This is a genomic window from Flavobacterium praedii (genome assembly GCF_026810365.1).
Classification (GTDB): Bacteria; Bacteroidota; Bacteroidia; order Flavobacteriales; family Flavobacteriaceae; genus Flavobacterium; species Flavobacterium praedii.
The window spans coordinates 2518269-2544204 of sequence record NZ_CP113948.1; the positions used below are offsets into that span (position 1 = coordinate 2518269).

General features: G+C 30.8%; 26 protein-coding genes and 1 tRNA gene. 16 read left to right on the forward strand and 11 right to left on the reverse strand.

The genetic code is table 11. The features are described 5' to 3' along the window. Window positions 1–189: 189 nt before the first annotated feature. From OYT91_RS10905 to OYT91_RS10935, 7 genes are all read right to left on the reverse strand, one after another. Window positions 190–1515 carry a trigger factor gene (locus OYT91_RS10905; protein ID WP_281237981.1) on the reverse strand — a complete coding sequence of 442 codons (1326 nt, stop codon included), beginning with the start codon at window positions 1513–1515 and terminating at the stop codon, window positions 190–192. 347 nt (window positions 1516–1862) lie between these two features. Beyond that, window positions 1863–2684 carry an MOSC domain-containing protein gene (locus tag OYT91_RS10910; RefSeq protein ID WP_281237982.1) on the reverse strand — a complete coding sequence of 274 codons (822 nt, stop codon included), beginning with the start codon at window positions 2682–2684 and terminating at the stop codon, window positions 1863–1865. Window positions 2685–2872: 188 nt separating this feature from the next. Beyond that, window positions 2873–2944, reverse strand: a tRNA-Glu gene (locus tag OYT91_RS10915). Between the two features lie 487 nt (window positions 2945–3431). Continuing rightward, window positions 3432–3788 (reverse strand): heavy metal-binding domain-containing protein, encoded by a 357-nt coding sequence (locus OYT91_RS10920; protein ID WP_281237983.1) that lies wholly within the window; start codon window positions 3786–3788, stop codon window positions 3432–3434. A gap of 230 nt (window positions 3789–4018) precedes the next feature. Beyond that, on the reverse strand, window positions 4019–4369 hold the full coding sequence (locus OYT91_RS10925) for a phage holin family protein (RefSeq protein WP_269221752.1): 351 nt from the start codon (window positions 4367–4369) through the stop codon (window positions 4019–4021). Between the two features lie 54 nt (window positions 4370–4423). After that, window positions 4424–5185, reverse strand: coding sequence for an alpha/beta fold hydrolase (locus tag OYT91_RS10930; RefSeq protein WP_281237984.1), 762 nt, complete (start codon window positions 5183–5185; stop codon window positions 4424–4426). Window positions 5186–5359: 174 nt separating this feature from the next. Further along, entirely contained in the window at window positions 5360–6073 is a 714-nt protein-coding gene (locus tag OYT91_RS10935) for a pyridoxine 5'-phosphate synthase (RefSeq protein WP_281237985.1), read from the reverse strand. 115 nt (window positions 6074–6188) lie between these two features. On the opposite strand from OYT91_RS10935, the gene OYT91_RS10940 reads away from it, so the two are divergent. The 8 genes from OYT91_RS10940 (at window position 6189) to murI (ending at window position 14514) form a co-directional block, all read left to right on the forward strand. Then, window positions 6189–6848: a CBS domain-containing protein gene (locus OYT91_RS10940; protein WP_269221751.1), complete on the forward strand. Its 660-nt coding sequence runs from the start codon at window positions 6189–6191 to the stop codon at window positions 6846–6848. Window positions 6849–6912: 64 nt separating this feature from the next. Then, the gene (locus OYT91_RS10945; protein ID WP_281237986.1) at window positions 6913–7797 is read left to right on the forward strand and encodes an NAD kinase; all 885 of its coding nucleotides are present in this window, start codon (window positions 6913–6915) and stop codon (window positions 7795–7797) included. Window positions 7798–7945: 148 nt separating this feature from the next. Beyond that, window positions 7946–8623, forward strand: coding sequence for a type IX secretion system protein PorG (gene porG / locus OYT91_RS10950; RefSeq protein WP_269221750.1), 678 nt, complete (start codon window positions 7946–7948; stop codon window positions 8621–8623). A gap of 5 nt (window positions 8624–8628) precedes the next feature. Then, a complete protein-coding gene (gene uppS, locus OYT91_RS10955) occupies window positions 8629–9366 on the forward strand; it encodes an undecaprenyl pyrophosphate synthase (protein WP_269221749.1) in 738 nt (245 codons plus the stop codon). Then, window positions 9299–12040, forward strand: a complete 2742-nt coding sequence (bamA, locus tag OYT91_RS10960; RefSeq protein WP_281237987.1) for an outer membrane protein assembly factor BamA — start codon at window positions 9299–9301, stop codon at window positions 12038–12040. The genes uppS and bamA overlap by 68 nt, the downstream gene beginning before the upstream one ends. Window positions 12041–12075: 35 nt before the next feature. Beyond that, window positions 12076–13098 (forward strand): OmpH/Skp family outer membrane protein, encoded by a 1023-nt coding sequence (locus tag OYT91_RS10965; protein WP_281237988.1) that lies wholly within the window; start codon window positions 12076–12078, stop codon window positions 13096–13098. Window positions 13099–13129: 31 nt separating this feature from the next. Continuing rightward, window positions 13130–13630, forward strand: a complete 501-nt coding sequence (locus OYT91_RS10970; protein ID WP_281237989.1) for an OmpH/Skp family outer membrane protein — start codon at window positions 13130–13132, stop codon at window positions 13628–13630. A 107-nt stretch (window positions 13631–13737) separates the two neighbouring features. Next, window positions 13738–14514: a glutamate racemase gene (gene murI, locus OYT91_RS10975; protein WP_281237990.1), complete on the forward strand. Its 777-nt coding sequence runs from the start codon at window positions 13738–13740 to the stop codon at window positions 14512–14514. Between the two features lies 1 nt (window position 14515). Here the strand turns inward: murI and bamG are convergent, their stop codons facing one another. Beyond that, window positions 14516–15754: a BamG family beta-barrel-assembly machinery protein gene (gene bamG / locus OYT91_RS10980; RefSeq protein WP_281237991.1), complete on the reverse strand. Its 1239-nt coding sequence runs from the start codon at window positions 15752–15754 to the stop codon at window positions 14516–14518. Continuing rightward, the gene (locus OYT91_RS10985; RefSeq protein ID WP_281237992.1) at window positions 15755–17077 is read right to left on the reverse strand and encodes a DUF4270 family protein; all 1323 of its coding nucleotides are present in this window, start codon (window positions 17075–17077) and stop codon (window positions 15755–15757) included. Window positions 17078–17307: 230 nt separating this feature from the next. Between OYT91_RS10985 and OYT91_RS10990 the strand changes: the two genes are divergently transcribed. From OYT91_RS10990 to OYT91_RS11010, 5 genes are all read left to right on the forward strand, one after another. Continuing rightward, on the forward strand, window positions 17308–18171 hold the full coding sequence (locus tag OYT91_RS10990) for a DUF6268 family outer membrane beta-barrel protein (RefSeq protein ID WP_281237993.1): 864 nt from the start codon (window positions 17308–17310) through the stop codon (window positions 18169–18171). 82 nt (window positions 18172–18253) lie between these two features. Beyond that, complete coding sequence (locus OYT91_RS10995) at window positions 18254–19249, forward strand: Kelch repeat-containing protein (RefSeq protein ID WP_281237994.1); 996 nt, start codon at window positions 18254–18256, stop codon at window positions 19247–19249. 76 nt (window positions 19250–19325) lie between these two features. Further along, on the forward strand, window positions 19326–19598 hold the full coding sequence (locus tag OYT91_RS11000) for a DUF4907 domain-containing protein (RefSeq protein ID WP_269221743.1): 273 nt from the start codon (window positions 19326–19328) through the stop codon (window positions 19596–19598). A gap of 297 nt (window positions 19599–19895) precedes the next feature. After that, window positions 19896–20708 (forward strand): sensor histidine kinase, encoded by an 813-nt coding sequence (locus OYT91_RS11005; RefSeq protein WP_281237995.1) that lies wholly within the window; start codon window positions 19896–19898, stop codon window positions 20706–20708. Between the two features lie 24 nt (window positions 20709–20732). Then, window positions 20733–21446 (forward strand): LytR/AlgR family response regulator transcription factor, encoded by a 714-nt coding sequence (locus OYT91_RS11010; RefSeq protein WP_281237996.1) that lies wholly within the window; start codon window positions 20733–20735, stop codon window positions 21444–21446. A 300-nt stretch (window positions 21447–21746) separates the two neighbouring features. Here the strand turns inward: OYT91_RS11010 and OYT91_RS11015 are convergent, their stop codons facing one another. Together OYT91_RS11015 and OYT91_RS11020 are read right to left on the reverse strand one after the other, a co-directional pair. Beyond that, window positions 21747–22262 (reverse strand): gamma carbonic anhydrase family protein, encoded by a 516-nt coding sequence (locus tag OYT91_RS11015; RefSeq protein WP_281237997.1) that lies wholly within the window; start codon window positions 22260–22262, stop codon window positions 21747–21749. 16 nt (window positions 22263–22278) lie between these two features. Then, the gene (locus OYT91_RS11020; RefSeq protein ID WP_281237998.1) at window positions 22279–23274 is read right to left on the reverse strand and encodes a PorP/SprF family type IX secretion system membrane protein; all 996 of its coding nucleotides are present in this window, start codon (window positions 23272–23274) and stop codon (window positions 22279–22281) included. Window positions 23275–23397: 123 nt separating this feature from the next. On the opposite strand from OYT91_RS11020, the gene OYT91_RS11025 reads away from it, so the two are divergent. From OYT91_RS11025 to OYT91_RS11035, 3 genes are all read left to right on the forward strand, one after another. Then, entirely contained in the window at window positions 23398–24291 is an 894-nt protein-coding gene (locus tag OYT91_RS11025) for a NifU family protein (protein WP_269221739.1), read from the forward strand. Window positions 24292–24511: 220 nt separating this feature from the next. Further along, window positions 24512–25024: a YtxH domain-containing protein gene (locus tag OYT91_RS11030; RefSeq protein WP_269221738.1), complete on the forward strand. Its 513-nt coding sequence runs from the start codon at window positions 24512–24514 to the stop codon at window positions 25022–25024. 82 nt (window positions 25025–25106) lie between these two features. Further along, window positions 25107–25931 (forward strand): mechanosensitive ion channel family protein, encoded by an 825-nt coding sequence (locus OYT91_RS11035; RefSeq protein WP_269221737.1) that lies wholly within the window; start codon window positions 25107–25109, stop codon window positions 25929–25931. The last annotated feature ends 5 nt before the right edge of the window (window positions 25932–25936 follow it).

The following is a 25936-nucleotide window of genomic DNA, read 5'->3' on the forward strand; positions in this document are numbered from 1 at the left end:
ATAATTTTTAAGTAAATATCAACTATCTCAAATTGATATTCGTTACCCATTTCAAACAAAAGAGCGCCAAAGCAAAAATCTTTTGACGCTCAAATATAACATTTTTTTTCTTTAGATTATATATAGAAAAAATCCCTTTCCCCTATATGATTGCCTTTTAACTTATTCCCCCTTCGAGGGTTAGAGGCTTTATTCTCCGTAAGAAGCAGCAATAAATTGATCGTAAGTTACTTCTTTAGTTGCTGGATTCGCTTTTTCTTTGAATAATTCAAGTAATTTAGCCGCAACCACTTGATCAGAAAGTCTTTTTACTTCTTCTTGGTTCGATAAAACTCTAGCCACAATTCCTTGAACTTCTTCGTCAGTAGGATTTGTTTGTCCAAATTGAGCCATTTGTTGTTTGATTGCATTTGTAGTAAATGATTTCAAATCTTCAAAAGTAATTTGAATATTGCTTGTAGCCATTGCTTTTCCTTCAATCAATTGAAAACGCAATCCTCTTTCAGATCTTGCATATTCCACGATTGCTTCTTCTGGAGTCAATTGTTTTTCTCCTACAGTTTGCAACCATTTAATTAAGAATTCAGATGGCAAATCAAATTTTGTATTTTCGATCAAGAAATCTTGAACATCAGCCAATAATTTTTGATCCGCTTGTTGCGCGAATTGAGATTCAGCATCTTCTTTGATTTTTGCTTTCAAATCTTCCAATGAAGCTACAGTTCCAGCGCCAAAAAGTTTGTCGAACAATTCTTGATTCAATTCAGCCAATTCAGCTCCATTGATTGCCTCGATAGTAAAATCAACATCTACAGCCAAACCGTGTACATTGTCGTGACCTACTTTCAAATAATCCATCAATTGGTGGTCATCTTCAAATAAACCTTTAGTATTTACAGTAACAACATCACCTACTTTTTTACCAATGAATTGATCAGCAGTCGCTTTATCTTTAAAAATTGCCAAAGCAATTGTAGTTGCATTATTGATCCCTTCAGCCTCGTTAGAGAAAGTTCCGGTAATATCAGAGTCCGCTACAACAACTTCTTGAGGAATTGGAGTACCAAATTGTTTTTGGATACGAGCAACTTGACCGTCAATTAATTTATCATCGGCAGTAACGATATATTTTACGATATCATTTTTAGCTTCAAGATCTAAGTCAAAATGAGGCACTAAACCAATTTCGTACTCAAAAACCAACTCTTCATCATCCCAGTTGAAGTTTTCGTTTACTTTAGGAAGTGGAGTTCCCAAAAGGTTTAATCTTTCTGATTGCACATAACGCTCCAAAGCCAAATCAACAACTTTCTTAACTTCTTCTTGTTTGATAGCCTTTCCGTATTGTTTTTCAACAAGGTCTTTTGGCACAGCACCTTTTCTAAACCCTTTTACAGTCGCCAAAGGCATTTTTTCGTTTATTCTTTTTGCTACTTGTCCTTTGTAATCCATGTGAACAACTGTCATTACAATCGTTTCATTCACAGCGTCTATTGCTACTCTTTTGATATCCATCTTCTTCTTTAATTTACATTATAAAATTGGGTTGCAAAATTATGAAATTTTTGCAACCCAAACAAGTATTTTAAGAATTTGAATTTTAGCTGATTATTTAAGGAAATCAGGAGAGAATTTATGCCACAACAAAAATCATTTGGGCGAGACCCCATTAGAAAAAGAGGCCTATTTTACTAAACGCTCATTCGGCCTCTTTCTATAATGCGGTCGGGCTATTTGCGCTACTTCGGTAGCCAGCGTCTATCCCTCTCGCAACGATTAAACGAGATATTTGGTTCAAAAAACAATGTTTAAACTAAAAAAACCTTAACAATCTGTTTAATCCGTCAAATCTGTGTGCCAAACTATTTATTAAAACTCAAAACAGAAACCTCATCCCCAACCGAAACATTCCCCAATCCCAGTCCAATCACATTTTGACCAAACAACACTTTATTGCCAAAATTTCTGTATTTCGCTAATGTTTTCAAAGGGTCTTTTCCTGAAATGATTCCTTTTTCTTGATCAACAGTTGTCATCACGCAACGGTCACAAGGCTTCACTCCTACAAAAGAAACATCCCCAATTCTAAAGTCACGCCAAGTATCCTCCTCAAAAGCGTCACCATTGGTAAAAACAAAATTCGGTCGAAAGCGGTTCATCAGAACTGGATTTTTCATTCTCGAATTCAAATCATCCAACGAAGCCTGACCAATAATCAAAAAAGGATAAGCATCAGAAAATGAATTGTTTTCGACTCCCGTGATGGCATATTTGGGATCTAATTTTCGCTCACTCTCTTCTGGCATATAAACCAATCGTGCCGAAAAACCCAATTGCTTTGTAAACCAATCGGTAATCACTGCACTTACTTCAAAAGCATCTATCAAATCATCCCAAACAGTAACTCTTATTTTAGACTGGGATTCCAAAAAAACAGATCGAAGTGGAATATCAATTGATTCCAAATTCAATCTGTGTGTAATTCGCAAAAAATCACCAACAATCTCAGTATTAAAAAGCGCCAAATTAGGATACTCCCGTTGTGACAAAAAACGCCCATCATCATCCACCAATAACCATCGTCTATCCAATTCCAAACCTCGGTCTGTAACTTTGGATTTTTGCAATTGGATTCCACCAAATGACTTTACAGGATAAATCCAAATTTCTGAAAGTTGCAACATACCGTATTTTTTTTTCGAAATTAAGAAAAAGAGGATACAAAAAAAAATCCCGAAATTTATAATTTCGGGATTTTTACTTTATTAAATTTTGCTAGCGAATTTGTTTTAAATAACATATTAGATAATTTGAAAAAAAATCGATTTGATCTTTTAACAAAAACAACATGAAGAACAAAACATATAATGTGTAGCCCGTAGCGGAATCGAACCGCTCTTACATGGATGAAAACCATGCGTCCTAACCGATAGACGAACGGGCCTTGCTTTTAATTGCGGTTGCAAAATTAAAACTATTTTTGAGATGTACAATACTAGTGACTAAAAACCATTTAATCAAAAAAAAATTATTTTATAAGACATTAATAATTAATAGTTTCTAAAAATATTTATGAAAGAAAAAAATCAAATTATTGAATTTTATTTTTTAAACAATAAAAATACAAAAGTGTTTTCTTTCATTTTAGGAGGTAATGCAGTATTTTTAACTCAGCTGATTTGTAGAAAAAAGCATAAAATCACTCAAAACTAAACTTATAAAAACAAAAAAAGGATTGCGTTTATTCAACTCCGAATTCAATATTAGCTTAAAAAAGACAAAAAATATCTTGAACTAAAACCAAATTTTATCCAAAACAAATTAGATAAAAATCTAAATCAAATAGAATTTTTGTTTTTATTTTTTTTTAGACCGTTAAAAGCAATCTATTATACAAAACCTTTTAACTTACTATCGATAAAAAATAGTATTTAATGCTTTAATGTTTTTGAATCCATTTTTTTTTCAGTCAAAACCTTACCGCATTTAGGACATTTTCCTGGCTCGTCTAATACAGAACCATCCATAGTACAAATGTATTTTTTAGATTTAACAGAGGACGTTTGACTTCCTTTTACAGCAGTATTGTGCAAAACTGTTTTAGTGACCACCAATTCCATACCACACTTGCCACATTTCCCTTTTTTATCACTTATTTCATTAGAATGCATAGGACAAGCATACATCGTTTTTTGAACTTCTTTTTGAACAGCATTTTGTGTTGTTTGAGCCCAAACAGCAGAACCCATAGAAAAGAATAGAACTAATGCAATTATTAATGTTTTCATAATTTCAATTGGAATACGTTATACGATAAAAAATATCTGAAAAAATTTCAAAACAATCTAAAAGAATAACAATTTAGAAAAGACACAAAATATACATATAGAAATTGCTAAACACCAAATAGATTTAGCACCAATAAATATAAATCCAAATAATTAGATCAACTTATTTATATCAAAGTTAGTGAAATAAAATCTTAGTGTTTAAATTTCACTAAAACATTAAACAAATTTTAATCCAATTTATCTTTACCAATAATAGCATACACAATGGATTGAGACAAAGACAATATAATACTAAAAAGCATTGCTACCCAAAAGGTATCCACATAAAAACCCCCAACAATCTTTGTACACAACACTATTATTAAAGCATTAACCACCAATAAAAACAACCCCAAAGTAACTATTGTAAATGGCAATGTTAATAATACCATTATGGGTTTTATAAAAATATTAAGCAATCCCAATACTACGGCCACCAACATAGCAGTATAAGGCCCTGCTACATGGACTCCAGGTAAAAAATGAGCGATCCCAAAAACTAGCCCTGCTGTCACAATTATTCTTATAATTAAATTCATAGTAGCACTTTTAAAATTTCAATAAATATAATAAAATTTCTACACTAAAATAAATTATTTCAAAAAAGCACTTGCTAATTCATAAAACAATTTTGGGTTTTCGGCATGCAACCAGTGTCCAACATTTGGAATGGTCGTAATTTCTGAAACTGGAAAATAGTTCTTAATCATATCAAAATCACTATCTAATATGTAGTTAGAATTTCCACCTCGAATAAAAAGAGTGGGCTTTTCAAATATTGAAGCAGCTGGCAATGCTTTTCCAATTTCTTCAATTTTTTTATTAAAAACTTTCAAATTGAATCGAAAGGCTAATTGCCCTGGCTCTTGCCAATATAAACTTTTCATCAAAAATTGACGTGTTCCAAAATCAGGAATATGAACTTTTAAAACTTCCTCAACTGCATTCCGACTTGGTTTTACTGAAAAATCAACTGCATTTAAACCTGCCAAAATATCTTGATGATGTGGCGCATAAAATTTTGGTCCTATATCTGCCACTATCATTTTATCAACTAAATTAGGATATAAAGTTGCCACTAGCATTGCTATTTTCCCCCCCATTGAATGACCAATAATAACAATTGACTCCAAACCGTTTGCCTGACAATATTCAAACACATCTTGAGCCATCAATTCATAACTAAAATCATCCGAATGAAAACTACGTCCATGATTACGTAAATCCAATAAGTGCACTTGAAAACCATCAGCCACAAATTGAGTACCTAATGATTTCCAATTATCGGACATTCCTAGAAATCCATGAAGTATAAGTAAAGGCTTCCCTGTACCTTCTATTTTTGAGTAAAGCATTTTTAATTCAGATTGAAGATTATAGATTTTAAAATACATATTTATTAAAACTGAATTCTAAAATCTCAAAATCTATTTAAAATTTCATTTTTTTTATATTGTCTCGTCTTAATTATGATTGAAAATATGTAAATTAAATATTTATATCAACATTGTTAATCAAAAACTAGAAAATCATTTCAATTTATGCAAATACATATTCACTACATTTTCTAATCCAAGATAAATTGCCTCGGAAATTAAGGCATGACCAATAGAAACTTCTAACAATCCAGGAATATTTTGATTGAAAAACTGAATATTATCCAAACTCAAATCATGCCCTGCATTAATTCCTAATTCCAATTCATTAGCCAAAACAGCCGAAACGACATACGGATCAATACCTTTTTTATTACCCAAACTATATTGATGTGCAAAAGACTCGGTATACAATTCAATTCTTTCTGTTCCAATTTTTTTTGCTCCTTCTATCATTTCAAGAACTGGATCCACAAAAATAGAAGTTCGTATTCCGTTTCGTTGAAATTCATGAACAATTTCTGTTAAAAAAGAAGCATGTTTAATAGTGTTCCAACCCGCATTTGAAGTTATGGCATCGACAGCATCGGGAACTAAAGTCACTTGAGTTGGTTTTATTTCGAGAACCAAATCCACAAAAGATTGCTCAGGATTCCCTTCAATATTGTATTCTGTATACACAATTGATTTTAAATCTCTTGCATCTTGATAGCGAATATGACGCTCATCAGGACGTGGATGAATTGTTATTCCCTGACCTCCAAATTGCTGAATATCAGTCGCCACTTTTAATAAATCAGGCACATTTCCTCCACGAGCATTACGCAAAGTGGCAATCTTATTTATGTTAACGCTAAGTTTTGTCATGAAAACAAGTATTAATAGATATTTATAATATATGATTGGACAAAAATACAAAGTAAAACCTAGCAGAATTTGTATAATTTTGATTATTTTGCATCGATTATTGAGGATCCATTTTATGACTGATATTAAAAACTATATTACAAACGACTACAAGGCCATTGATGCCAACGAAACCATTGGAACTGTTCAATCTTTTTTTGACGAGTTGACCTATTCCCATTTCCCTGTAGTAGAAGAAAGTATTTTTATCGGAAGTATCGCTGCTGATGATATAGAAACTTTTGATAGCGACAAAAAAGTAACTGATTACAAATATGTACTCGAACATTTTTTTGCCAGAACTACAATGATTTGGTTAGATGTTTTGGAAGTATTTGCTAAAAACCATACTAATTTAGTTCCAATATTGGACGAAAATAATAAGTATGTTGGCTATTATGAAATTGAAGATATCATTAAATTTTTTCATGAAACTCCTTTTTTGAAAGAACAAGGAGCAATTTTAATAGTAAGTAAAAATACTATCGATTACTCCATGAGTCAAATAACTCAAATTGTCGAAAGTAACAATGGAAAACTTTTAGGCTTGTTTATTTCAAATTCAGACATAAACACGATTGAGGTTACCCTAAAAATAAGTGTTGGCTCTTTAAATGAAATCATTCAAACCTTTAGAAGGTATAATTATGACATCATTTCAGAACATAACGAAGACAATTACATCAATAATTTAAAAGAACGTTCTGATTATTTAGACAAATATTTAAACATATAATTATTTGAAATTTTCAATAAAACCAACAAAAAACAAAGCAGAACAAACACTTAAAAAGAAATAAATGAAAGTAGCTATTTACGGCCAATATTATTTAGTAAGCACAGAACCAATCATAAAAGACATTTTTGTGTTTTTCAATAATAACAATGTTGAAATGGTTATTGAATCCGATTTCTTGAATATGTTATATGAAAAACAAATTATCAAAAAAGAATATAAAACCTTTTCATCACATAGTGAATTGGATTCAAGTTTTGACATGTTGATTAGTATTGGTGGTGATGGAACTATTTTAAGAGCTGTGACTCTTGTTCGCAATTCTGGAGTCCCAATTTTAGGAATAAATGCTGGTAGACTCGGTTTCTTAGCAACTGTTCAAAAGGAAAACATAGCTGAATTTATGCAATTTGTGATTGACAAAAAATATAAAATTTCAAAAAGAACTTTACTAAGCCTAACTTGTTATCCAGAAAATAAAGACATTGATGGACTAAATTTTGCAATGAATGAGATTTCCGTAAGTAGAAAAGAAACAACCTCGATGATTACAATTGACACTTACTTGAATGATGAGTTTTTAAATTCATATTGGGCAGATGGTCTAATAATTGCAACACCTACAGGATCTACTGGTTATTCACTAAGTTGTGGAGGTCCAATATTAACACCTGATGTAAAAAGCTTAGTCATCACTCCTATTGCTCCACATAATTTGAATGCAAGACCACTTGTTGTACCAGACATTAACGAAATACGTTTAAAAGTATCTGGTAGAGAAGAAAAATACTTGGTTTCCTTAGATTCAAGAATAACAAGTGTAGCTAACGAATCTATACTTACCATAAAAAAAACAAATTTTAAAATAAACATGGTAGAAATTCCCGAAGAAACATTCTTAAAAACATTGAGAACAAAATTACTTTGGGGAGAAGACAGAAGGAATTAAATAAAATATACGATTACCACATATTTCATCGTTTCTATCATAAGTGTTGTAGATAAAAAAAGGATACTGGTCTAAAAAAAGATACTATTCTTATGTTAGGTATTGAATACTATTGATAATTATTATATTTGCAGGCAATTTTAAATTTATGAGTAAAATTTTCATTCCAATTTTATGCTTTTTATCCTTAACATCTATTCATGCTCAAATTCATGAAATTGGTGTTTTCCTTGGTGGCAGCAATTACATAGGAGACATTGGTTCAACAACCTATATTGCACCAAACGAACCAGCTTTTGGAATTTTATATAAATGGAATAAAAGTCCAAGACACTCCTACCGATTCTCCTATACACAATCACAAATTTCAGGAGATGACAAAGAATCCTCAGAAATAGGAAGAAAAAACAGAAAATACAGTTTTGTTAATAACATAAAAGAACTTTCTGCTGGATTAGAGTTTAATTTTTTTGACTTTAATTTACATCAAGAAAGCCCAAAGTTCACGCCATATGTATATAGCGGAATAAGTTACTTTTTCTATGACGAATTATATTTGATTTCTGGTGAAACTAAAAAAAACAATATCAAAAACTCCATTGCAATACCAATGACATTAGGTGTTAAAACTAATTTTTCAAGAAATTTTGTTTTAGGACTAGAGGTAGGCATTCGATATTCTTTTACTGATAATATTGACGGAAGCAATCCAAGTGATAGCAATATGTATAAATTTGGCAATTTAAATAATAATGATTGGTATGTATTTTCAGGAGTAACTTTGACGTATACTTTTGGAGAAAAACCATGTTACTGTGCAGAATAAACACGATGTTAAAAGAAAAAATAAACACTAAAAATATACCATCCCACCTCGCCATAATTATGGACGGGAATGGTCGTTGGGCTAAACAACAAGGATTCCTAAGAACACTAGGACATGAGAGTGGATCAAAATCTGTAAAAAAAATTATTCAGGAATGTTTAGATTTAGGAGTACAGTATTTAACCCTTTATGCTTTTTCTACAGAAAACTGGAACAGACCCAAACTTGAAGTAGACACACTAATGCGAGTTTTGATTAATTCATTGAAAAAAGAACTCAAAACAATGCAGGAAGGCAATATCAAAATGAATGCAATAGGAAACATTGATAAGTTACCAAAAAATGCCCAAAAGCAATTAGCAGAAGTCATTGATAAGACAAAAGAAAATACGAAAATGACATTAACTCTGGCATTAAGCTATGGATCTAGAGAAGAATTAGTAAATGTTGTAAAAATAATCAGCGATAAAGTTAAAAATAATATAATTTCAATAGACGCTATTGACGATTCAATTATAAATGAGCATCTTTACACGCACAATCTACCAGATGTTGATTTATTAATAAGAACAAGTGGTGAACATAGAATAAGTAATTTTCTGTTGTGGCAAATAGCTTATGCCGAATTATATTTTACGGATGTACTTTGGCCAGATTTTAAAGAAAAAGATTTACATGAGGCCATCATTAGCTATCAAAAAAGAGAACGTCGATTTGGAAAAACAAGTGAACAAATTAAATAAATTTTTAGTGTTACATAAAAGCTTAAAACTAGTCCTTACCTTTTTATTATTAGGAACATTTACTCAAATCAAAGCCCAAGACAGAGTCCCATTTGACCAAGGTAAAAAATACATTTTAGCTGATGTCAGCGTAGTTGGTGATATTAGTTTCAATCCACAAACAGTAGTCACATTTGCTGGACTTGAAAAAGGACAAGAAATTACCATCCCTGGTGAACAAATCAGTAGTTCTATAAAAAAACTAGGAAAACTAGGCCTTTTTGATGAAATTTCATTTTATGTAAATCGTATTGAAAACGATAGCATTTATCTAGACTTAAACATTAAAGAATTACCAAAAATAAATCAGGTAAAATTTGTTGGTGTATCCAAAAGCAAAACCGAATCTTTCATTAAAGATAATGGTTTGACAAACGGTAAAATTGTAACGGAAAACTTGATTACCACAACAAAAAACTATATAGAAAAAAAATACAAAAAAGACGGTTTTTTCAATACAAAAGTTCATATTACTACCACAAAAGACACTTTAAAAAGCAACGAAGTTAACATGCTTGTAAAAGTAGACATGGGTAATAAAGTGAAAATTTATAAAATCGACATTGAAGGAAACAAAGAGATTGCTACTAAAAAGTTACTTAGTTCGATGAAGAACACCAAACAGCGAAACCCTATTAACATTTTAAAACGATCTAAATATATAGAAGAAAAATACCAAGAAGATTTAGAAAAAATAGTCAGTGATTATAAAAAAATAGGATACCGCGATGCCCGTATTATAAGTGATTCAATTGCATATAATGAAGAGAAAAAGGGTATTTATATAAAAATTAAAGTAGAGGAAGGTATTAAATACTATTTTGGAAACATCAAATTTATTGGTAACACGGTTTATTCAGATGAAGGATTGAGTAGCATGCTGGGTATCCGCCCTGGTGATGTATACAATGGCGTATTACTTCAAGAAAGAATTGCAGATAAATCAAAACCAGATGGAGAAGATATTACAAATTTATATCAAAACAACGGATATTTATTTTCAAATATTAATGCGGTAGAAACAAAAACAACTGATAATAAAATTGATTTTGAAATTAGAGTTACTGAAGGGCCTATTGCCTATTTCAATAAAATTACTGTTGTAGGTAATGACAAAACTAATGATGAAGTTATTTATAGAGAATTAAGAACTCGTCCAGGAGACAAATACAACAAAGCTGAATTAGTTAGAACCATTAGAGAGATAGGTCAATTGGGATTTTTTGATCCTGAAAAAATTGAACCTAAATTCAAAAATGTTGATTCTGGTGCCGGAACAGTAGATATCGAATACAATGTTGTTGAAAAAGGAGCAAGCCAAATCGAACTTCAAGGAGGATATGGAGGCGGAGGTTTTGTTGGAACCTTAGGCCTATCATTTAATAACTTTTCAGCAAGAAACTTATTCAACAAAGACGCTTATCATCCACTTCCAATGGGAGATGGTCAAAAAGTAGCATTACGTTTACAAGCAAGTTCCTATTATAAAACGTATAGTTTATCTTTTTCTGAACCTTGGTTTGGAGGAAAAAGACCAGTACAATTTAGTAGCTCATTTGCTTTTAGCCAACAATACAGTTCCAACTATCAAACACAAAGAGTAGACAAATCAAAATACATTAATATCACCTCTTTGTCAGTAGGTATGGCAAAAAGACTAACTGTGCCAGATGATTTTTTCACACTTTCACAGTCTATTAGTTACCAACAGTATGACTTGCATAATTATCTTTATGGAATGTTTACATTTGCAAATGGTACTTCAAGAAACTTATCCTATACAGTAGGTCTAACTAGAAACAGTAAAGGTTTTAACCCTATTTTCCCAACTTATGGAGCAGAATTTGGAGTTACAGGTGAATTTACACTTCCGTATTCTGTATTTAATGGAATTGATTATGCTAAGTTAGGGGATCAAGAAAAATACAAATACAAATATACCGGTACCTCTTATGTTGACAATAATGACAGAGTTGTAAATGCAGGTGATTATCTAGACAAATTACCAAGTTCATCCTATACCTCTAACAAAGTAGACAAATACCAAGATGCAGTTGCAGATCCTGCAAAAGTAGATCAAGAAAAATACAAATGGTTAGAATATTATAAAGTTCAAGTAACTGGAGATTGGTTTACTTCTTTATACAAAAAATTAGTTTTACGTACCTTAATGCAATTTGGATTCTTAGGTGCATACAATCAGGATCGAGGAGTTATTCCATTTGAAAGATATTATTTAGGTGGAGACGGTATGGCTGGAAGTTCTATAGACGGAAGACAAAACATACAGCTAAGAGGTTATGAAAACGGAGCATTAACTCCTGCAAATTCAAACGGAGATGCATATGGTGCTACTATATATAATAAATTCTCATTAGAATTACGTTATCCAATAACATTAAAAGCATCAGCTTCTATTTATGCACTAGCATTTGCAGAAGCAGGCCAATCCTATGAATCATTATCAAGCTACCAACCATTTAATCTGGCTCGTTCATCAGGTGTTGGTTTAAGAGTATTCATGCCTGCATTTGGATTATTGGGTATTGATTTTGGTTATGGCTTCGATGCTGTACCTGGAGCAATCAAACCAAGTGGATGGCAAACGCATTTTATAATTGGTCAACAATTTTAAATAACTTTGGTGTAAAATTTCTAAAATTAAAAATTATGAGAAAAGAATTTTTATTTATAATTTTATCGCTTTTTGTAGCTACAACAAATCTAGCTCAGACCAAAGGAAACAAAGTGGGTTATATTGATATGGAATACATTTTACAAAATGTTCCAGACTATATTGAAGCCAAAGCCCAGTTAGAACAAAAAGCTCAAAAATGGAAACAAGAAATTGAAACCAAAAAAATAGAAATAAACAAATTAAAAGATGCTTTAAAAGCGGAAAAACCATTATTAACAGCTGAATTAATTGAAGAAAGAGAATCAGAAATTAAATTTCTTGAGACTGAAAAATTAGATTATCAACAAAAAAGATTTGGCGCAAATGGAGATTTAATAATCCAAAAAGCAGGTTTAATAAAGCCTATTCAAGATCAAGTTTTTACTGCTGTACAAGATATAGCTGAAGCTAGAAAGTATGATTTTATTTTTGATAAATCATCACATCTAACCATACTGTTTGCTGCCAAAAGATTTGACATAAGCGATCAAGTCATAAGGGTATTAAATCGTACAGAAAAAAGAGAGCAATTAACTAAGAAACAGCAAAAAGAATTAGAAGCGAAAGAAAACTTAGAAAACGAAATAGACGATAATCCTGTTTTAGCAGAAAGAGAAAAAGTGTTATTAGATAAAAAAGCTGCTAGAGAAAAATTAGTCGCTGATAAAAAGTTAGCACAAGAGGAAGCTAAAAAACAATACGAAGAAAAAAGAAAAGCTTTACTCGCTGAAAGAGAAGCTAAAAAGAAAGGTACAACTGTAGTAGAAACAAAAACAACTACAACAGAAAACGCGACAACAACAAATGCGGCTGGTCAATCTGAAAAATCAATAACAGAAACCGCTAAACCAAATGTACAAGAAGAACGCAAAAAAGCTTTAGAAGAAAAAAGAAAAAAAATACTTGAAGCAAGAGAAGCTACGAAAAAAGCTGCCGAAGAAAAAAGAATAAAAGAACTTCAAGAAAGAGAAGCCGCAAAAAAAGCTTCAGAAACAAATACAAAAGAAAACAACTAAACAAATTCTAATTATTTAATTTTTTAAAACGATGAAACAATTCAAAACTTTATTAATTGCAGCGACACTATTTTTTGGTGCAACTCAAATTTCAAATGCTCAAACTAAGGTAGCTCATGTTGATGTAAGTGAAATCATGACAAAATTACCAGCTATGCTTGATGCTCAAAAACAACTTGAAAAATTGAGCGGTACTTATGATGCTGATTACAAAAAAATGGTGGAAGAATACCAAACTAAATTAAAAAAATACGAAGCTGAATCTGCAACTGTTGGCGAAACTGTAAATCAAGAACGTTCTAAAGAAGTTCAAGATATGCAAAAAAGAATTACTGACTTTAGAGATAATGCTCAAAAAGAATTACAAGCTAAAGAATCAGAAATTGTAAAACCAATTATGGAAAAAGTAAGAGCTTCTATCCAAAAAGTTGGTAAAGCTAAGGGTTTCCAATATGTACTTGACGGTTCTACTTTATTATTAGCTGATGGCACAAACATTACAGCTGATGTAAAAAAAGATTTAGGATTTTAATTAAAATACAATAAATCATAAACTGCTCATCCAAAATATTGGATTGAGCAGTTTTTTTTTACACCATAAAATGTAGTATATTTAACTATTGCTTATTTATTAATATCATGACAAACGACAAACCAATTGGTATTTTTGACTCAGGAATTGGAGGAACCTCCATCTGGAAAGCCATCCATGATTTATTACCAAACGAAAAAACCATATATTTAGCCGACAGTAAAAATGCACCCTATGGACAAAAAACCAAGGAAGAAATCATCGCATTAAGTATAAAAAACACTGACTTGCTAATCCAAATGGGATGCAAACTAATAGTAGTTGCTTGTAATACAGCTACTACCAATGCCATTCAAGAATTAAGAGCTAAGCATACCATTCCTTTTATTGGTATAGAGCCCGCCATTAAACCCGCCGTTACCCATTCTAAAACTCAAACAATTGGCATCCTTGCCACCAAAGGAACCTTAAATAGCGAACTATTCCACAAAACAACTGAGAAATACCAAGACACCAAAATCATAGAGCAGATAGGCCATGGATTAGTTCAACTAATAGAAAATGGAGAAATAAATTCACCAGAAATGACGCAATTACTTCAGTCTTATCTTAACCCCATGATTGAAGCCAATATCGACTATCTAGTTTTGGGATGTAGTCATTATCCCTATTTGATCCCTCAAATAAAAAAAATCCTCCCAGCACATATTCAAATTATCGATTCTGGTGAAGCTGTAGCGAGACAAACCAAAAACATACTTAGGGACGTAGTAGGTCTTTCAAACGCAAAAAGTAGTGAGCCTATTTTTTACACCAATACTAATCCGAAAGTGTTAAATGAAATTTTAGAAAACAAATTTAAAGTTGAAAAAAGGGATTTTTAAATTATTCTAATTTATTCCTAACAAACCAAATGCCATCTAGATTAAGATTCAAACTCAACTTATGATAATTTTCCTTAATTAACGGATCAGTAATTCTCCCTTTTTGACCATAAGTATATGAAATAAACAAAGAAGAAGACAAATGATCCAACGGCAAGGAAGCGCCTATAGAAAAACTTTTATCTTGAATTTTTTTACTATCCACCTCCAAATAGCCAGTATCATAATTTAAACCTGTTGCGAATTTTATTCTATCCAAATAATTTCTTGAAGTTTTAGCTTTAATATATGACAATCCCATTGAAAATTTTTCTTGGTTTGAAAAATAACCATACATATCGGATTGATTAGTGGAATCCCAAAATTTCTTTTCATAATCAAAAGAGACATTTAGTTTGTTTTTAAATACTTTATTGAAACCAACTCCAATTTCCATTGGCAAATAAAAATCATCTGTATCGATTAATTTATCTGTTTCCAAATTACTTTCACCGGAACCGCTAACAACAGTAACCGATTGTTTATTTGTCGCATTTACTCGAGATGGTGCTTTAACATTTAAACCAAAAGTCAATAATGGATTTATTTTAAATTGTGAACTTACTATTGGCCGAATACCTTTATAACTAATTTCCTTTTCGATTGTTGTATTAGAATTATTAATAGTAAAGGTTCTTTTATCAGTGGTATTGCCAAAAAGAACAGAAGCAGAAAACCCTAAAGACCATTTTTTACTTAATTTATATGCATATGAAAAATCAAAATTGTTTAGTCCTCCTGTACCAACCACATCCAAATAATAATAGGCATCAGCTCCGTCAATAATTGGAATTTTTAATTCTGAAATCTTAAAAGAAGAACTTGAGTAGGGCATCATTGCAACACTAAATGCAGATTTATTATTTATTGGAAAAGCAAATGCAAAATGGGAAAACTGAGAATTATTTCGGCTTTCCTTTCTAGAATTGTCTTCAAAAGAAGTTTGAATTCCTGTTCCTCCTACTTCAAAAAAGAAATTATTCGCTGGAATATCAACAAGAGATGCAGCATTTTTATTATTAATAAAATTTTCCGAAGACAAAGCGATTCCTGTCGTACCGAGAGCAGGAATTATTCCAAAATTAGAATCATACAAACTCCCTAAGCCATACAATGAATAAGGAGAAGTTGCAATACTTTGAGAAAAAGAAAGACAATAATTAAAAGACGCAACAACTATAAAAAAAATAGATTTTTTCATTTAATAGGTAATATAATAGATTTGTAATTTTAATTTATTCTCCTTATTATTTTGATCCCCTAATACAACTCTATCGACCACTTTAGACAAAATTGGCATCGTAATTAACAATCCACTTTTTTTATCTGATTCTTTTAACATTTCTTTCTGCAAATAAGAACCCAACAGTATTTCGTATTGAACATCATCCCTAAATTCATTATCAGACATGTTCAAGGAAGCTGTCACGGTCTCATTATTTGCATTTGTAAGCTTACTCTTTATTCGATTCATATTATCTACTAAATAGACACCCAAAGTTTGAGGCAAAGGAAACAGCTCTGAATATGAATATTTTACTGGTTTCAATAATAACTTAGCATCCACTATTGCGCCTTTTTCAGCCAAATATCTCAATTGCTTTACATTTGGAAAATTAATTCTACAAACTAAACCCGTTCCTGATTGTACAAATCCTTTATTTCCGGAATAAACACTAGGCAAACTCTCATTAGACGAAGGCAAATCTTTTATAAGTGTACCATCCCTATTTGAGGATATAACATTAAATTGCTTTGCTGTATTAGAAGGCATGAAGTCTTTTCTGTAAGACTCTTCAGTATCACCTTTAACTTTGGAATAATAAAGTCGTAAAGTACTAGACATATTAAAACCAATTACACTTGATGATGAACTATTCGAAGAAGTAATCATAAAACCTTTTAAATATTCAGTTAAATCACTTTCATCTGAAATCTCATTGTTTTTAAATTTATTAAATAACTCTAAACCAAAATTATTATCTAATTTAATATTTATACTATCCTTACCAATTGGTTTTGGTTTGTAAGTTATACTGCCTAAAATTGAATTATCATAATTCAAAACTGAATTATTATAAAAACTATTGTCTTCTTTATTGGGCTTAAACTTTTGTAAGACCCTATGGATATTTAAAGTTTGAACTTTTGTCGTATCAGCATAATAATAATCATCATAACGCATAATCATAGCAATAGAATCAAAAACATAACCTGTAGCATCCGTATCTGAATTTTGACTGTAAAGATTAAATGAGCTAGTTAATACTTGGAAATAACTATCCGCTTTTATAGTCCCAAAAAGAGGATCATCATAATTACCAACTAAAATTCTACTTTCACTCGAGGTGACTAAAGAATCTAACCTGATTGTTGAAAGAGTAACCGTCATGGTGTCTATGGAAATCACTTTGTTTTTTATCGATAAATAATCCGAACCTACCACAAACTTACCCGCATCAACATCGGAATCACAAGAAACCATTAGAATACTCAAAAACATGAAAAACAAAAACTTGTACATATTTATTTTTTTGAACAAATATAAAAGCCACGATCAAAGCTATCCTAATAACATATACCATCAGGAATATTATATCTATAAAAACTCATAATTACTCTACAACTCCAAATCCATCTTTATTTCGTTGTTTATCCTTTATTATCGGCTATTTGTCTATAGAATGAAGGCATGTATATATATTCTTTTTTATTCGGTAACAACCCATTTACTTTTGAACCAATATTAAAAAAATGAGAATAAACAACTTTACTAAGCTTTTGATTTTAATACCATTTATTGGTATCAATGCACAAAAAGGATGTGCCCTTGATTGGAATTTGCAAACTGAACCTATTAATAAAGGAACTATTAAACAAACAGAAATTGGTCTAACTCTTTTTAAAACAACAGATACAAAAATAAAACTGACGAATATATTTAGTTACAAAAGCACAACCATTACAGATGAATTAAAAGATTATTTACTAAAGGATTATGCTACAAATTACAGCAGTACACATTTCAATACTTATGAAAATAATTTTGAATTTTCAAAACAGTTAAACGATAAAACAAGATTGACATTTGGCATTCAGCCAACACTTAATTTTGAAAATCATATAACTTTTTCAGATGTCATGCTTTTAGGAAGTATTGAAATCAATTATAATATTAATAAAAATAGCAGTGTTGATTTTGGAATAAAAAGAACAACACTTTTTGGAACAGTGGATTGGCTACCCACTTTTACATATAATCACCAATTCAATGAGCATGTCTATATAAAATTGGGTTTCCCAAAATCATCATTCAGCTTTTCGAATTCGATACGAAATAAATTTAGCATAAATAATGATTTTAATGGCTGTAGTTATAATCTTGATGAATACATAATTAATGATGACCTAAACACCGTTTCTAAAGTAGGCTTTTCACAAATGGAAACTACGTTACAATTTGCAAGAAATATGGATAAATCTTGGATAATTACAGCCAAAGGAGGGTATTCGACGAATAAAGAATTCAAATTTTCAGATAATAATAAAACATACGAAATAAATCAGAAACAGAAAAACGGTAGCCTCTTTTCGATTAGTATAAAATACAAAATTTAAAAACTGTCCCAATAAAATTTACTGATAAATATAAAATAAACGAGAAAATTAACATCATCACAAATAAATAAATTTTAGACATATGAAACATTTTAAAAAAGGAATAATACTTAGTACTTTGCTAATTAGCCTATTTTCAATAAGCTGTAGTGACGATGATACAGAAGAAAAATTAGGAAATTGGATTAAAAAATCAGCCTTTGATGGACCTGCCCGTTCAAGTGCTACCAGTTTTGTAATAGGGTCTTTTGCTTATGTTACTACTGGTTATACGGGAGATGAATACCTAAATGACTTATGGGCATACAATTCAGCAGGGGATTATTGGGAACAAAAAGCAGATTTTATCGGTATAGCAAGGAGCTCAGGATCAGGATTCGAATTAAACGGAAATGGATATGTGGGATTGGGATATGATGGTACGAATAAATTAAAAGATTTTTATGAATACAATCCTGATACTAATATTTGGACAAAAAAAACTGATTTTGCAGGAACAGCACGTTATGGTGCCGTAGGATTCCAAGTAGGCGGAAAAGCATTTTTTGGGACTGGTTATGATGGTAATTACTTAAAAGATTTTTACCAATATAACGCAACAGACAATACTTGGACTCAAGTTAATGGATTTAGTGGAAACAAAAGAAGAAATGCAACTGTATTCGTAATAAACGATATTGCCTATTTAGGAACAGGACTAAACAGTGGCGTAAATCAAGTAGATTTTTGGGCATTTGATCCAATTACTGATGTATGGACAAGAAAAAGAGATTTAGATGATGATGGAACTGATCACGATGCCTATTCAATTAAAAGAGCAAATGCATCAAGTTTCAGTATTAATAGTTTGGGTTATATTACTTGTGGTGAAAGCGGAAGAACAATTTGGGAGTACAATCCAAAAACAGATATTTGGAAAGAAAAAACATCCCTTGAAGGATCTGGAAGATCTGATGCACTTGGAATTACAATCAAAGGCGAACGAGGTTTCGTTATGCTAGGAAAATCAGGAACATCTTATTTTGATGATGTCTGGGAATTTAAACCATCCGAAGAACAAAATGATGACGACAATTAATACTAAAGCAAAATTCTTCCGGAAAAAAATCCGGAAGAATTTCAATCCTCTTTTTAACATATACTTAATTATATTTTTGACAGGAACATTTATCTTCGTTTTTCTAAAAAAAGAAGAAAATTTTAAAGTTGAATCTATAAAAATCATAAATGGTTGGGGCTATACTATTTCAAACAACAATAAAATAATAATAAAACAAACCATTATACCCGTTGTTAGTCAACAGAAATCTTTTCAGACTGAAAAGGATGCCTTAGCAGTAGGCCATTTAGTATTACATAAATTAGAATCAAATTCATCACCCACAATCACAAAAAATGATTTAATCTCATTAAAAATAAAAATATAAATGAATATTGATATCGTAAAAAATCATATCTATAATAAGATCTTAATACATTGTATAATATGGTGTTTTTTTATAAGCACATCTCTTATTCAGTTTTACGAAAGTCCCTTTCATATTAATAGTGATTTTTATGTTCAATGGTTAACTGGTATTTTACTATTCTATTTAAATTATCTTTATTTAGTTCCTAATCTACTTTTAAAGAAAAAATATGTCAATTATATAAGTATCATTTTTGTACTCATAATCATTATAATGTTTATAAGGCAACATTTTATATCAACTGAATTTCTGGAAATGAAACCCCAAAAGGACATCAATTTTCAAAAGTTTCAAATGAATAAAAATGGAATACAACATATTGGTCCTAGAAGAGAACAACCTCTCTTTTTTAAAATAATCCCTTCCTTTTTTTACCTTTTAATAGTTGCCATTAGTACAATTATTAAAACCCTATCTGAATTTTATAACGACCAACAAAACAAATTAATATCTGATAGTCAGAGGACAACAGCTGAGTTGAACTATTTAAGAAAGCAGACAAATCCACACTTTCTCTTCAATTCATTAAATAGTATTTATTCCCTTGCCCATAAAAAATCAGATTTAGTACCAGATGCAATTGTAACATTATCCGAAATGATGCGATATATGCTATATGAAACGGACAACAAGACTGTTTTATTAGAAAAAGAAATTAGCTACATCAAAAATTATATAGAGTTACAAAAACTGAGGCTAAATAACATAGAAAACTTAACAATAAACATTCATGGTGATACCAAAAATAAGTTTATTGAACCAATGTTATTAATTTCATTTATAGAGAATGCTTTTAAATATGGAACTGATTATAAAGGCGCTACATTTGTAAAAATTAAGATAACTATCACGGAAAATATTTTAGACTTTTGGGTACAAAACAAAATAGAGAACACTAAAAAAGATCCGGTAAATTCTGGAATTGGTTTAACAAATATCAAAAATAGGCTACTTTTACTTTATCCAAATGCGCATACATTAAAACTAACAACAACAGATTCATTGTATACGGTAAATTTAATTTTACAATTGGATAAAATACAATTAGAATCCAACAACTCTTTTTAAATCAATTCTTAAAAACTAAAAAAAATGAAGTGTGTTATTATAGATGACGAACCTTTAGCAGTAGAATTATTGGTAGAATTCGTAGGACGAATTGATTCTCTAGAACTAGTCACTACCTTTACCAATGCAATTGATGCCATTTCCATAATCAATCAATCTCAAATTGATCTAATCTTTTTAGATATAGAAATGCCTCATTTCTCAGGAATTGATTTTATCAATGCAATCGAAAACAAACCGTTAATTATTTTCACAACAGCCTATTCCGATTATGCTGTGGAAGGTTTCAATCTAGGCGCAGTTGACTACTTGGTAAAACCAATTCCATTTAATCGATTTTTAAAATCCGTTTTAAGAGCCCAACAAATTAATACACCAAAGAGTATATCCGCAACAAATCAAAATGCAAATCCTCCAGAAATCGAACAAGATTTTATTTTTGTACGAGCAGAATATGAAAATGTCAAAATAAATTTTAAAGACATTCTATTTATCGAAGGTTTAAAAGATTATGTCAAAATTTACACTACTGATAATAAATACATTCTAACACTAATCAGCTTAATAAAGCTTGAAAACTTATTGTCCTCTAAAGGATTTTCAAGAATACATCGTTCTTATATCATCAACATAAAGCACATCAAATCCATCCAAAAAAACAAAGTTTTAATTGCAGATAAAAGAATTCCAATTAGTGAAAGTTATAAAAACGTTTTTTTTGAAAAGATAAATATTTAAATCAGAATCCGCAATAGACTTAGCAACGAAGCTAAATTATTCATTAAAAGTAAAACTAACGGACTATTTTTGAGGAAAACGAAGTTTATTAGTGAATACCAAAATAAATAGCAACCAATGAACTAATACTTTTGACTTTCGATTTTGAAAATAGGAGCACGTTCTTCGTTGTGTAGAACAATTTAGATATGATAATTTTCTAATCCAGATTTTGGGTTTAATTGATTCTTATTGTTAAAAAAATTGTATTCCAAAAACACTTATTTATTGTCAAATAATTTCTATAAATTAAACAAAAAATTACTCTTCTTTAAACCAGCTTGAATACATTACATAATTATTTGAAATACGTTCTATCTCACCAGCAAAATTTGATTGATCTATATCTTTAACTTTCTTAGCTGGAACACCAGCCCAGATAGAACCTGACTCAACAACAGTATTTTGAGTGATTACTGCGCCTGCAGCAACAATAGAATTACTTTCGACTATACAATTATCCATAACGATTGCCCCCATTCCGATTAATACATTATCATGGATCGTACAACCATGTACTATTGCATTATGTCCTATGGAAACATTATTACCAATTATTGTTGGATGTTTTTGATAGGTACAATGAACAACTGCTCCATCTTGAATATTTACTTTATTTCCAATTTTAATATAATGTACATCACCGCGAATCACTGTATTAAACCAGACACTACATTGAGAACCAAAAGTTACATCACCCACAATAGTTGCATTATCAGCTACATAACAATCTTCAGGAATAACAGGTGATTTTCCGTTTACAGGCTTAATTATCATTTTCTTTTATAACTTTTTAATTAATAGCAGGACAATTACAATCGTATTTTTCAGGTTTGCATAAAAAGTTAATACCTAGTGTAAGCTGATGAAATCCTGCATTATCATATTGAATATCACCCAATAGATGAGTATATGTATAGGCAAACATGAAATTTTTATAATTTAAACCTAGAACTGGAGTAATATACTGCAATTTTTGACTGTTTGTTCCGCTTCCGCTAATGTATTCGGCTCCATCAAAACTTCTTCTGTAAGATAGACCTCCCCATAATTGCCCCATTTCTAGTTTCTTATAGGCTTTCAAGTTCATATCCAATGCGCTTTCCTTTGTTTTATCCACATATTGATACAGTAAAGAAGGCTCCCATAATATTTTGTCGGCATTACCAAAAACATAACCACCGCTAACAATAAACTTACGCAAATTATCACTTTCATATTCACTATAAATAGTCTGTCTTGTCTCTAAAACATTCTTTACCACTGCATTAAAACTAAAATCAAGATAATTATAAGATGCTCCTATATCTAAATTAAAATAAGAAGCTTGCTGAACAACATTTCCAAGGAGTGGATCATAATCTCCTGAATTTTGAAAATCAGTTTCATCCAATTGACTTTGATTTACACCTACATTTATACCAAAGGATAATTGATTTAAATCTACTTCATCCCTTGAAAACATAAGATGATGTGCATAAGTTGCTTTGAAACCAAATTGGGAATGATACCCATTAACATCATTAAAAACAATAGCACCAACTCCAGATTTATCACCAACCCTACCATTGTAACTTAATGTTTGGAGAGCAGGTGCATCAGTTTGATCAAACCATTGTTTTCTTGCAGTAAGCCTAAGTTTATGGCAATTGGATGCACCAGCCATAGAAGGAAAAATTAAATAATAATTATCCGATAGATAATCTGAATAAACGGGTATTCCTTCCTGTGCGAAAGTAGTTAAAGTGATAAAAAAAAAGGCAAAAACAAATTTGATTTTATTATACATTAAGGGGCGGTTTTATAAAATTAATCACGAAAAAAAAACTTTTGTTAATTTATTCTTTAAAATATCAAATATAGTTAATCATAGAAAATAACTTCACTAAATTTGTAAAAAATCACAAAAATCATGACAAAAGTTACTATAAAAGAAACCCAAAACCCAACAATATTAAAATTTGAATTTCCTGACTTCATTACTCAAAACGAAAGTTTCGAATTTAAAAACATCGATGAAGCAAAAGCGTCTCCTCTAGCCCAACAATTATTTTATTTACCATTTGTTAAAACAGTCTATATATCAGGTAATTTCATTGCAATTGAAAGATTTAGCATAGTTGAATGGGACGATGTAAAAGACGCTGTTGCAGAACAAATTGAAGCCTTTATAAACAAAGGAGGAATAATCATAGCCATTGATGAAAACAAAACAAAAAAACAGCCTATTACCGTTTATGGTGAATCTACTCCAAATCCTGCTGCACTCAAATTTGTCATCAATAAAATGATTACGAAAAATGCTATTGAGTTCAAAAACATAGATCAAAGCGCACCTTCACCGTTAGCAACTGAATTATTTAAATTCCCTTATGTAAAAGAGGTCTTTATAGATGAAAATTACATCTCTGTTACCAAATACGACATCAATGAATGGCAAGATATTACACTTGAATTAAGAACTTTTATAAAACAATACATCGAAAACGGAGGTACTGTGCTTGATGAAACTATGATTCAAACTATTGTTAAAGACGAAAAAACAAAAGACGAATCATTTGATTCACTTGATGAAACATCTCAAAAAATCATTAACATACTTGAAGAATACGTAAAACCGGCTGTAGCCGCAGATGGAGGAAATATTCTTTTTGATTCCTACGATAGTATAACAAAAACCGTAAAAGTAATTATGCAAGGTGCATGTAATGGATGTCCCTCATCAACTTTTACCTTGAAAAGCGGCATCGAAAACATGCTAAAAAGTATGTTGAATGATGAAGGAATAAAAGTAGAAGCTGTTTAAAACCATTAGCTATACAATAACATTACAAAAGCGTTTCTAAAATTAGAAACGCTTTTTTTTTAAATTCCTATTTCAATTCAAAACAGAACAGTAAGCACTCTCACTGTATGAGAAATACAAAAAAACAATATACCGTAATCCATTGCTGTACAATTATTTAATATGGTAATTATAAAAATAAAGTTTACATTTGGTTTTTCTAACCTAAAAAGTAAAAACCATGGGAATAACTTCATTTTTTAAAAGTGTATTTGGCACAGCCAAAGAAAAAGCAAGCGAAATAGTAGAACAAGCAGAAAACGTAATTGAAGAAACAAAAGAGGCCGCTCAACCCTATTTAGACAAAGCCGAAACATTTGTGGACGAAACTGTGACAACTATTAAAGAAACAGCAACGCCTCAAATTGAAAAAGCAGAGGCTTTTATTGAAGAAACGGTAAACAAGGCAAAAGAAGTTGCATCACCTCAAATTGAAAAAGCCGAAAACTTTATAGAAGAAACAGTGGCCAAAGCAAAAGAAATTGCCAGTCCTCATATAGAAAAAGCTGAAGTTTTTATTGAAGATACGTTAAACAAAGCTAAAGAAACTATAACTCCAATTATAGAAAAAGCAGAAACAAGTATAGAACAAGCCATTGATAGCACAAAAGGAAAAACAACTGCTCCAGAAGAAACTTCAGAACTAAAAAACTTGGATACAACCTCAACAAATTCTGAAGAAGTTCCAAAATAGCATTTTATAAAAATATTAATTTCTTATTTTTGCAATCCAATTATGGCCTTCTCATATGAGAAGGTCATTTATGATTTAAAATATGACTTTAGACCCCAATTTCATCGCTGGTTATGCCGACACCTTTATTACGGCACTTATAAATTATTCTCCAAAAGTTATTTCCGCTTTTCTAATTCTTTTTATTGGACTTTATTCCATTCGAATTATCAATAGAATTATTCGAAAAATAATGATCCAAAGAGAGCTAGACCCAACATTAACCAAATTTCTAGCCGACATATTATTGTGGGCATTAAGAGTCTTACTTTTTGTTACTTTTATTTCAAAATTAGGAATAGAAACCTCCTCTTTTGTAGCTATTTTGGGTGCAATGGGACTCGCTGTTGGTTTGTCATTACAAGGTTCATTGTCTAATTTTGCTGGAGGAATGCTAATCATCCTTTTTAAACCTTTTAAAGTTGGAGATACTATTGAAGCACAAGGTATTTTGGCTACGGTACAAGAAATTCAAATTTTTGTAACCAAATTAATAACAGCCAATAATCAAACTGTTTTTGTACCCAACGGGTCTTTATCCAATGGAACAATCACAAACTATTCGATGCAAGGTACCCGAAGAGCTGATTTGACAATCGCTATATCTTATGACACTGACATCAAAGAAGTAAAAAACATCATAACAAAAGTGCTACAAAGCAATCCCAAAGTATTAGCTTCACCTATAGCAGAGGTATCCGTTAAGAATCTTACTGATAATGCTATTCAAATTGCCGTTAGACCTTGGGCCAAAAATGAAGATTTGGGTAGTGTAATCTCGGATACATTAGAAAATTGCAAATTGGCATTTGATGAAGCGGGGATCACTTTTCAACCGTATGTTACCGAGTTATCAAAAAGTAATTAGCAAAA

What these genes read in the sequence shown, in the direction of transcription:
- bamG (WP_281237991.1), bottom strand. Translation starts at nt 15,754, where the DNA reads ATGAAAAAATCTATTTTTTTTATAGTTGTTGCGTCTTTTAATTATTGT.
- OYT91_RS11020 (WP_281237998.1), bottom strand. Translation starts at nt 23,274, where the DNA reads ATGTATAATAAAATCAAATTTGTTTTTGCCTTTTTTTTTATCACTTTA.
- OYT91_RS10935 (WP_281237985.1), bottom strand. Translation starts at nt 6,073, where the DNA reads ATGACAAAACTTAGCGTTAACATAAATAAGATTGCCACTTTGCGTAAT.
- OYT91_RS10970 (WP_281237989.1), top strand. Translation starts at nt 13,130, where the DNA reads ATGAAACAATTCAAAACTTTATTAATTGCAGCGACACTATTTTTTGGT.
- OYT91_RS10930 (WP_281237984.1), bottom strand. Translation starts at nt 5,185, where the DNA reads ATGCTTTACTCAAAAATAGAAGGTACAGGGAAGCCTTTACTTATACTT.
- OYT91_RS10925 (WP_269221752.1), bottom strand. Translation starts at nt 4,369, where the DNA reads ATGAATTTAATTATAAGAATAATTGTGACAGCAGGGCTAGTTTTTGGG.
- bamA (WP_281237987.1), top strand. Translation starts at nt 9,299, where the DNA reads ATGAGGCCATCATTAGCTATCAAAAAAGAGAACGTCGATTTGGAAAAA.
- OYT91_RS10910 (WP_281237982.1), bottom strand. Translation starts at nt 2,684, where the DNA reads ATGTTGCAACTTTCAGAAATTTGGATTTATCCTGTAAAGTCATTTGGT.
- uppS (WP_269221749.1), top strand. Translation starts at nt 8,629, where the DNA reads ATGTTAAAAGAAAAAATAAACACTAAAAATATACCATCCCACCTCGCC.
- OYT91_RS10990 (WP_281237993.1), top strand. Translation starts at nt 17,308, where the DNA reads ATGAGAATAAACAACTTTACTAAGCTTTTGATTTTAATACCATTTATT.
- OYT91_RS10905 (WP_281237981.1), bottom strand. Translation starts at nt 1,515, where the DNA reads ATGGATATCAAAAGAGTAGCAATAGACGCTGTGAATGAAACGATTGTA.
- murI (WP_281237990.1), top strand. Translation starts at nt 13,738, where the DNA reads ATGACAAACGACAAACCAATTGGTATTTTTGACTCAGGAATTGGAGGA.
- OYT91_RS11015 (WP_281237997.1), bottom strand. Translation starts at nt 22,262, where the DNA reads ATGATAATTAAGCCTGTAAACGGAAAATCACCTGTTATTCCTGAAGAT.
- OYT91_RS10985 (WP_281237992.1), bottom strand. Translation starts at nt 17,077, where the DNA reads ATGTACAAGTTTTTGTTTTTCATGTTTTTGAGTATTCTAATGGTTTCT.
- OYT91_RS11035 (WP_269221737.1), top strand. Translation starts at nt 25,107, where the DNA reads ATGACTTTAGACCCCAATTTCATCGCTGGTTATGCCGACACCTTTATT.
- OYT91_RS10995 (WP_281237994.1), top strand. Translation starts at nt 18,254, where the DNA reads ATGAAACATTTTAAAAAAGGAATAATACTTAGTACTTTGCTAATTAGC.
- OYT91_RS11005 (WP_281237995.1), top strand. Translation starts at nt 19,896, where the DNA reads ATGAAACCCCAAAAGGACATCAATTTTCAAAAGTTTCAAATGAATAAA.
- OYT91_RS10965 (WP_281237988.1), top strand. Translation starts at nt 12,076, where the DNA reads ATGAGAAAAGAATTTTTATTTATAATTTTATCGCTTTTTGTAGCTACA.
- OYT91_RS10940 (WP_269221751.1), top strand. Translation starts at nt 6,189, where the DNA reads ATGACTGATATTAAAAACTATATTACAAACGACTACAAGGCCATTGAT.
- OYT91_RS11010 (WP_281237996.1), top strand. Translation starts at nt 20,733, where the DNA reads ATGAAGTGTGTTATTATAGATGACGAACCTTTAGCAGTAGAATTATTG.
- porG (WP_269221750.1), top strand. Translation starts at nt 7,946, where the DNA reads ATGAGTAAAATTTTCATTCCAATTTTATGCTTTTTATCCTTAACATCT.
- OYT91_RS11030 (WP_269221738.1), top strand. Translation starts at nt 24,512, where the DNA reads ATGGGAATAACTTCATTTTTTAAAAGTGTATTTGGCACAGCCAAAGAA.
- OYT91_RS10920 (WP_281237983.1), bottom strand. Translation starts at nt 3,788, where the DNA reads ATGAAAACATTAATAATTGCATTAGTTCTATTCTTTTCTATGGGTTCT.
- OYT91_RS11025 (WP_269221739.1), top strand. Translation starts at nt 23,398, where the DNA reads ATGACAAAAGTTACTATAAAAGAAACCCAAAACCCAACAATATTAAAA.
- OYT91_RS10945 (WP_281237986.1), top strand. Translation starts at nt 6,913, where the DNA reads ATGAAAGTAGCTATTTACGGCCAATATTATTTAGTAAGCACAGAACCA.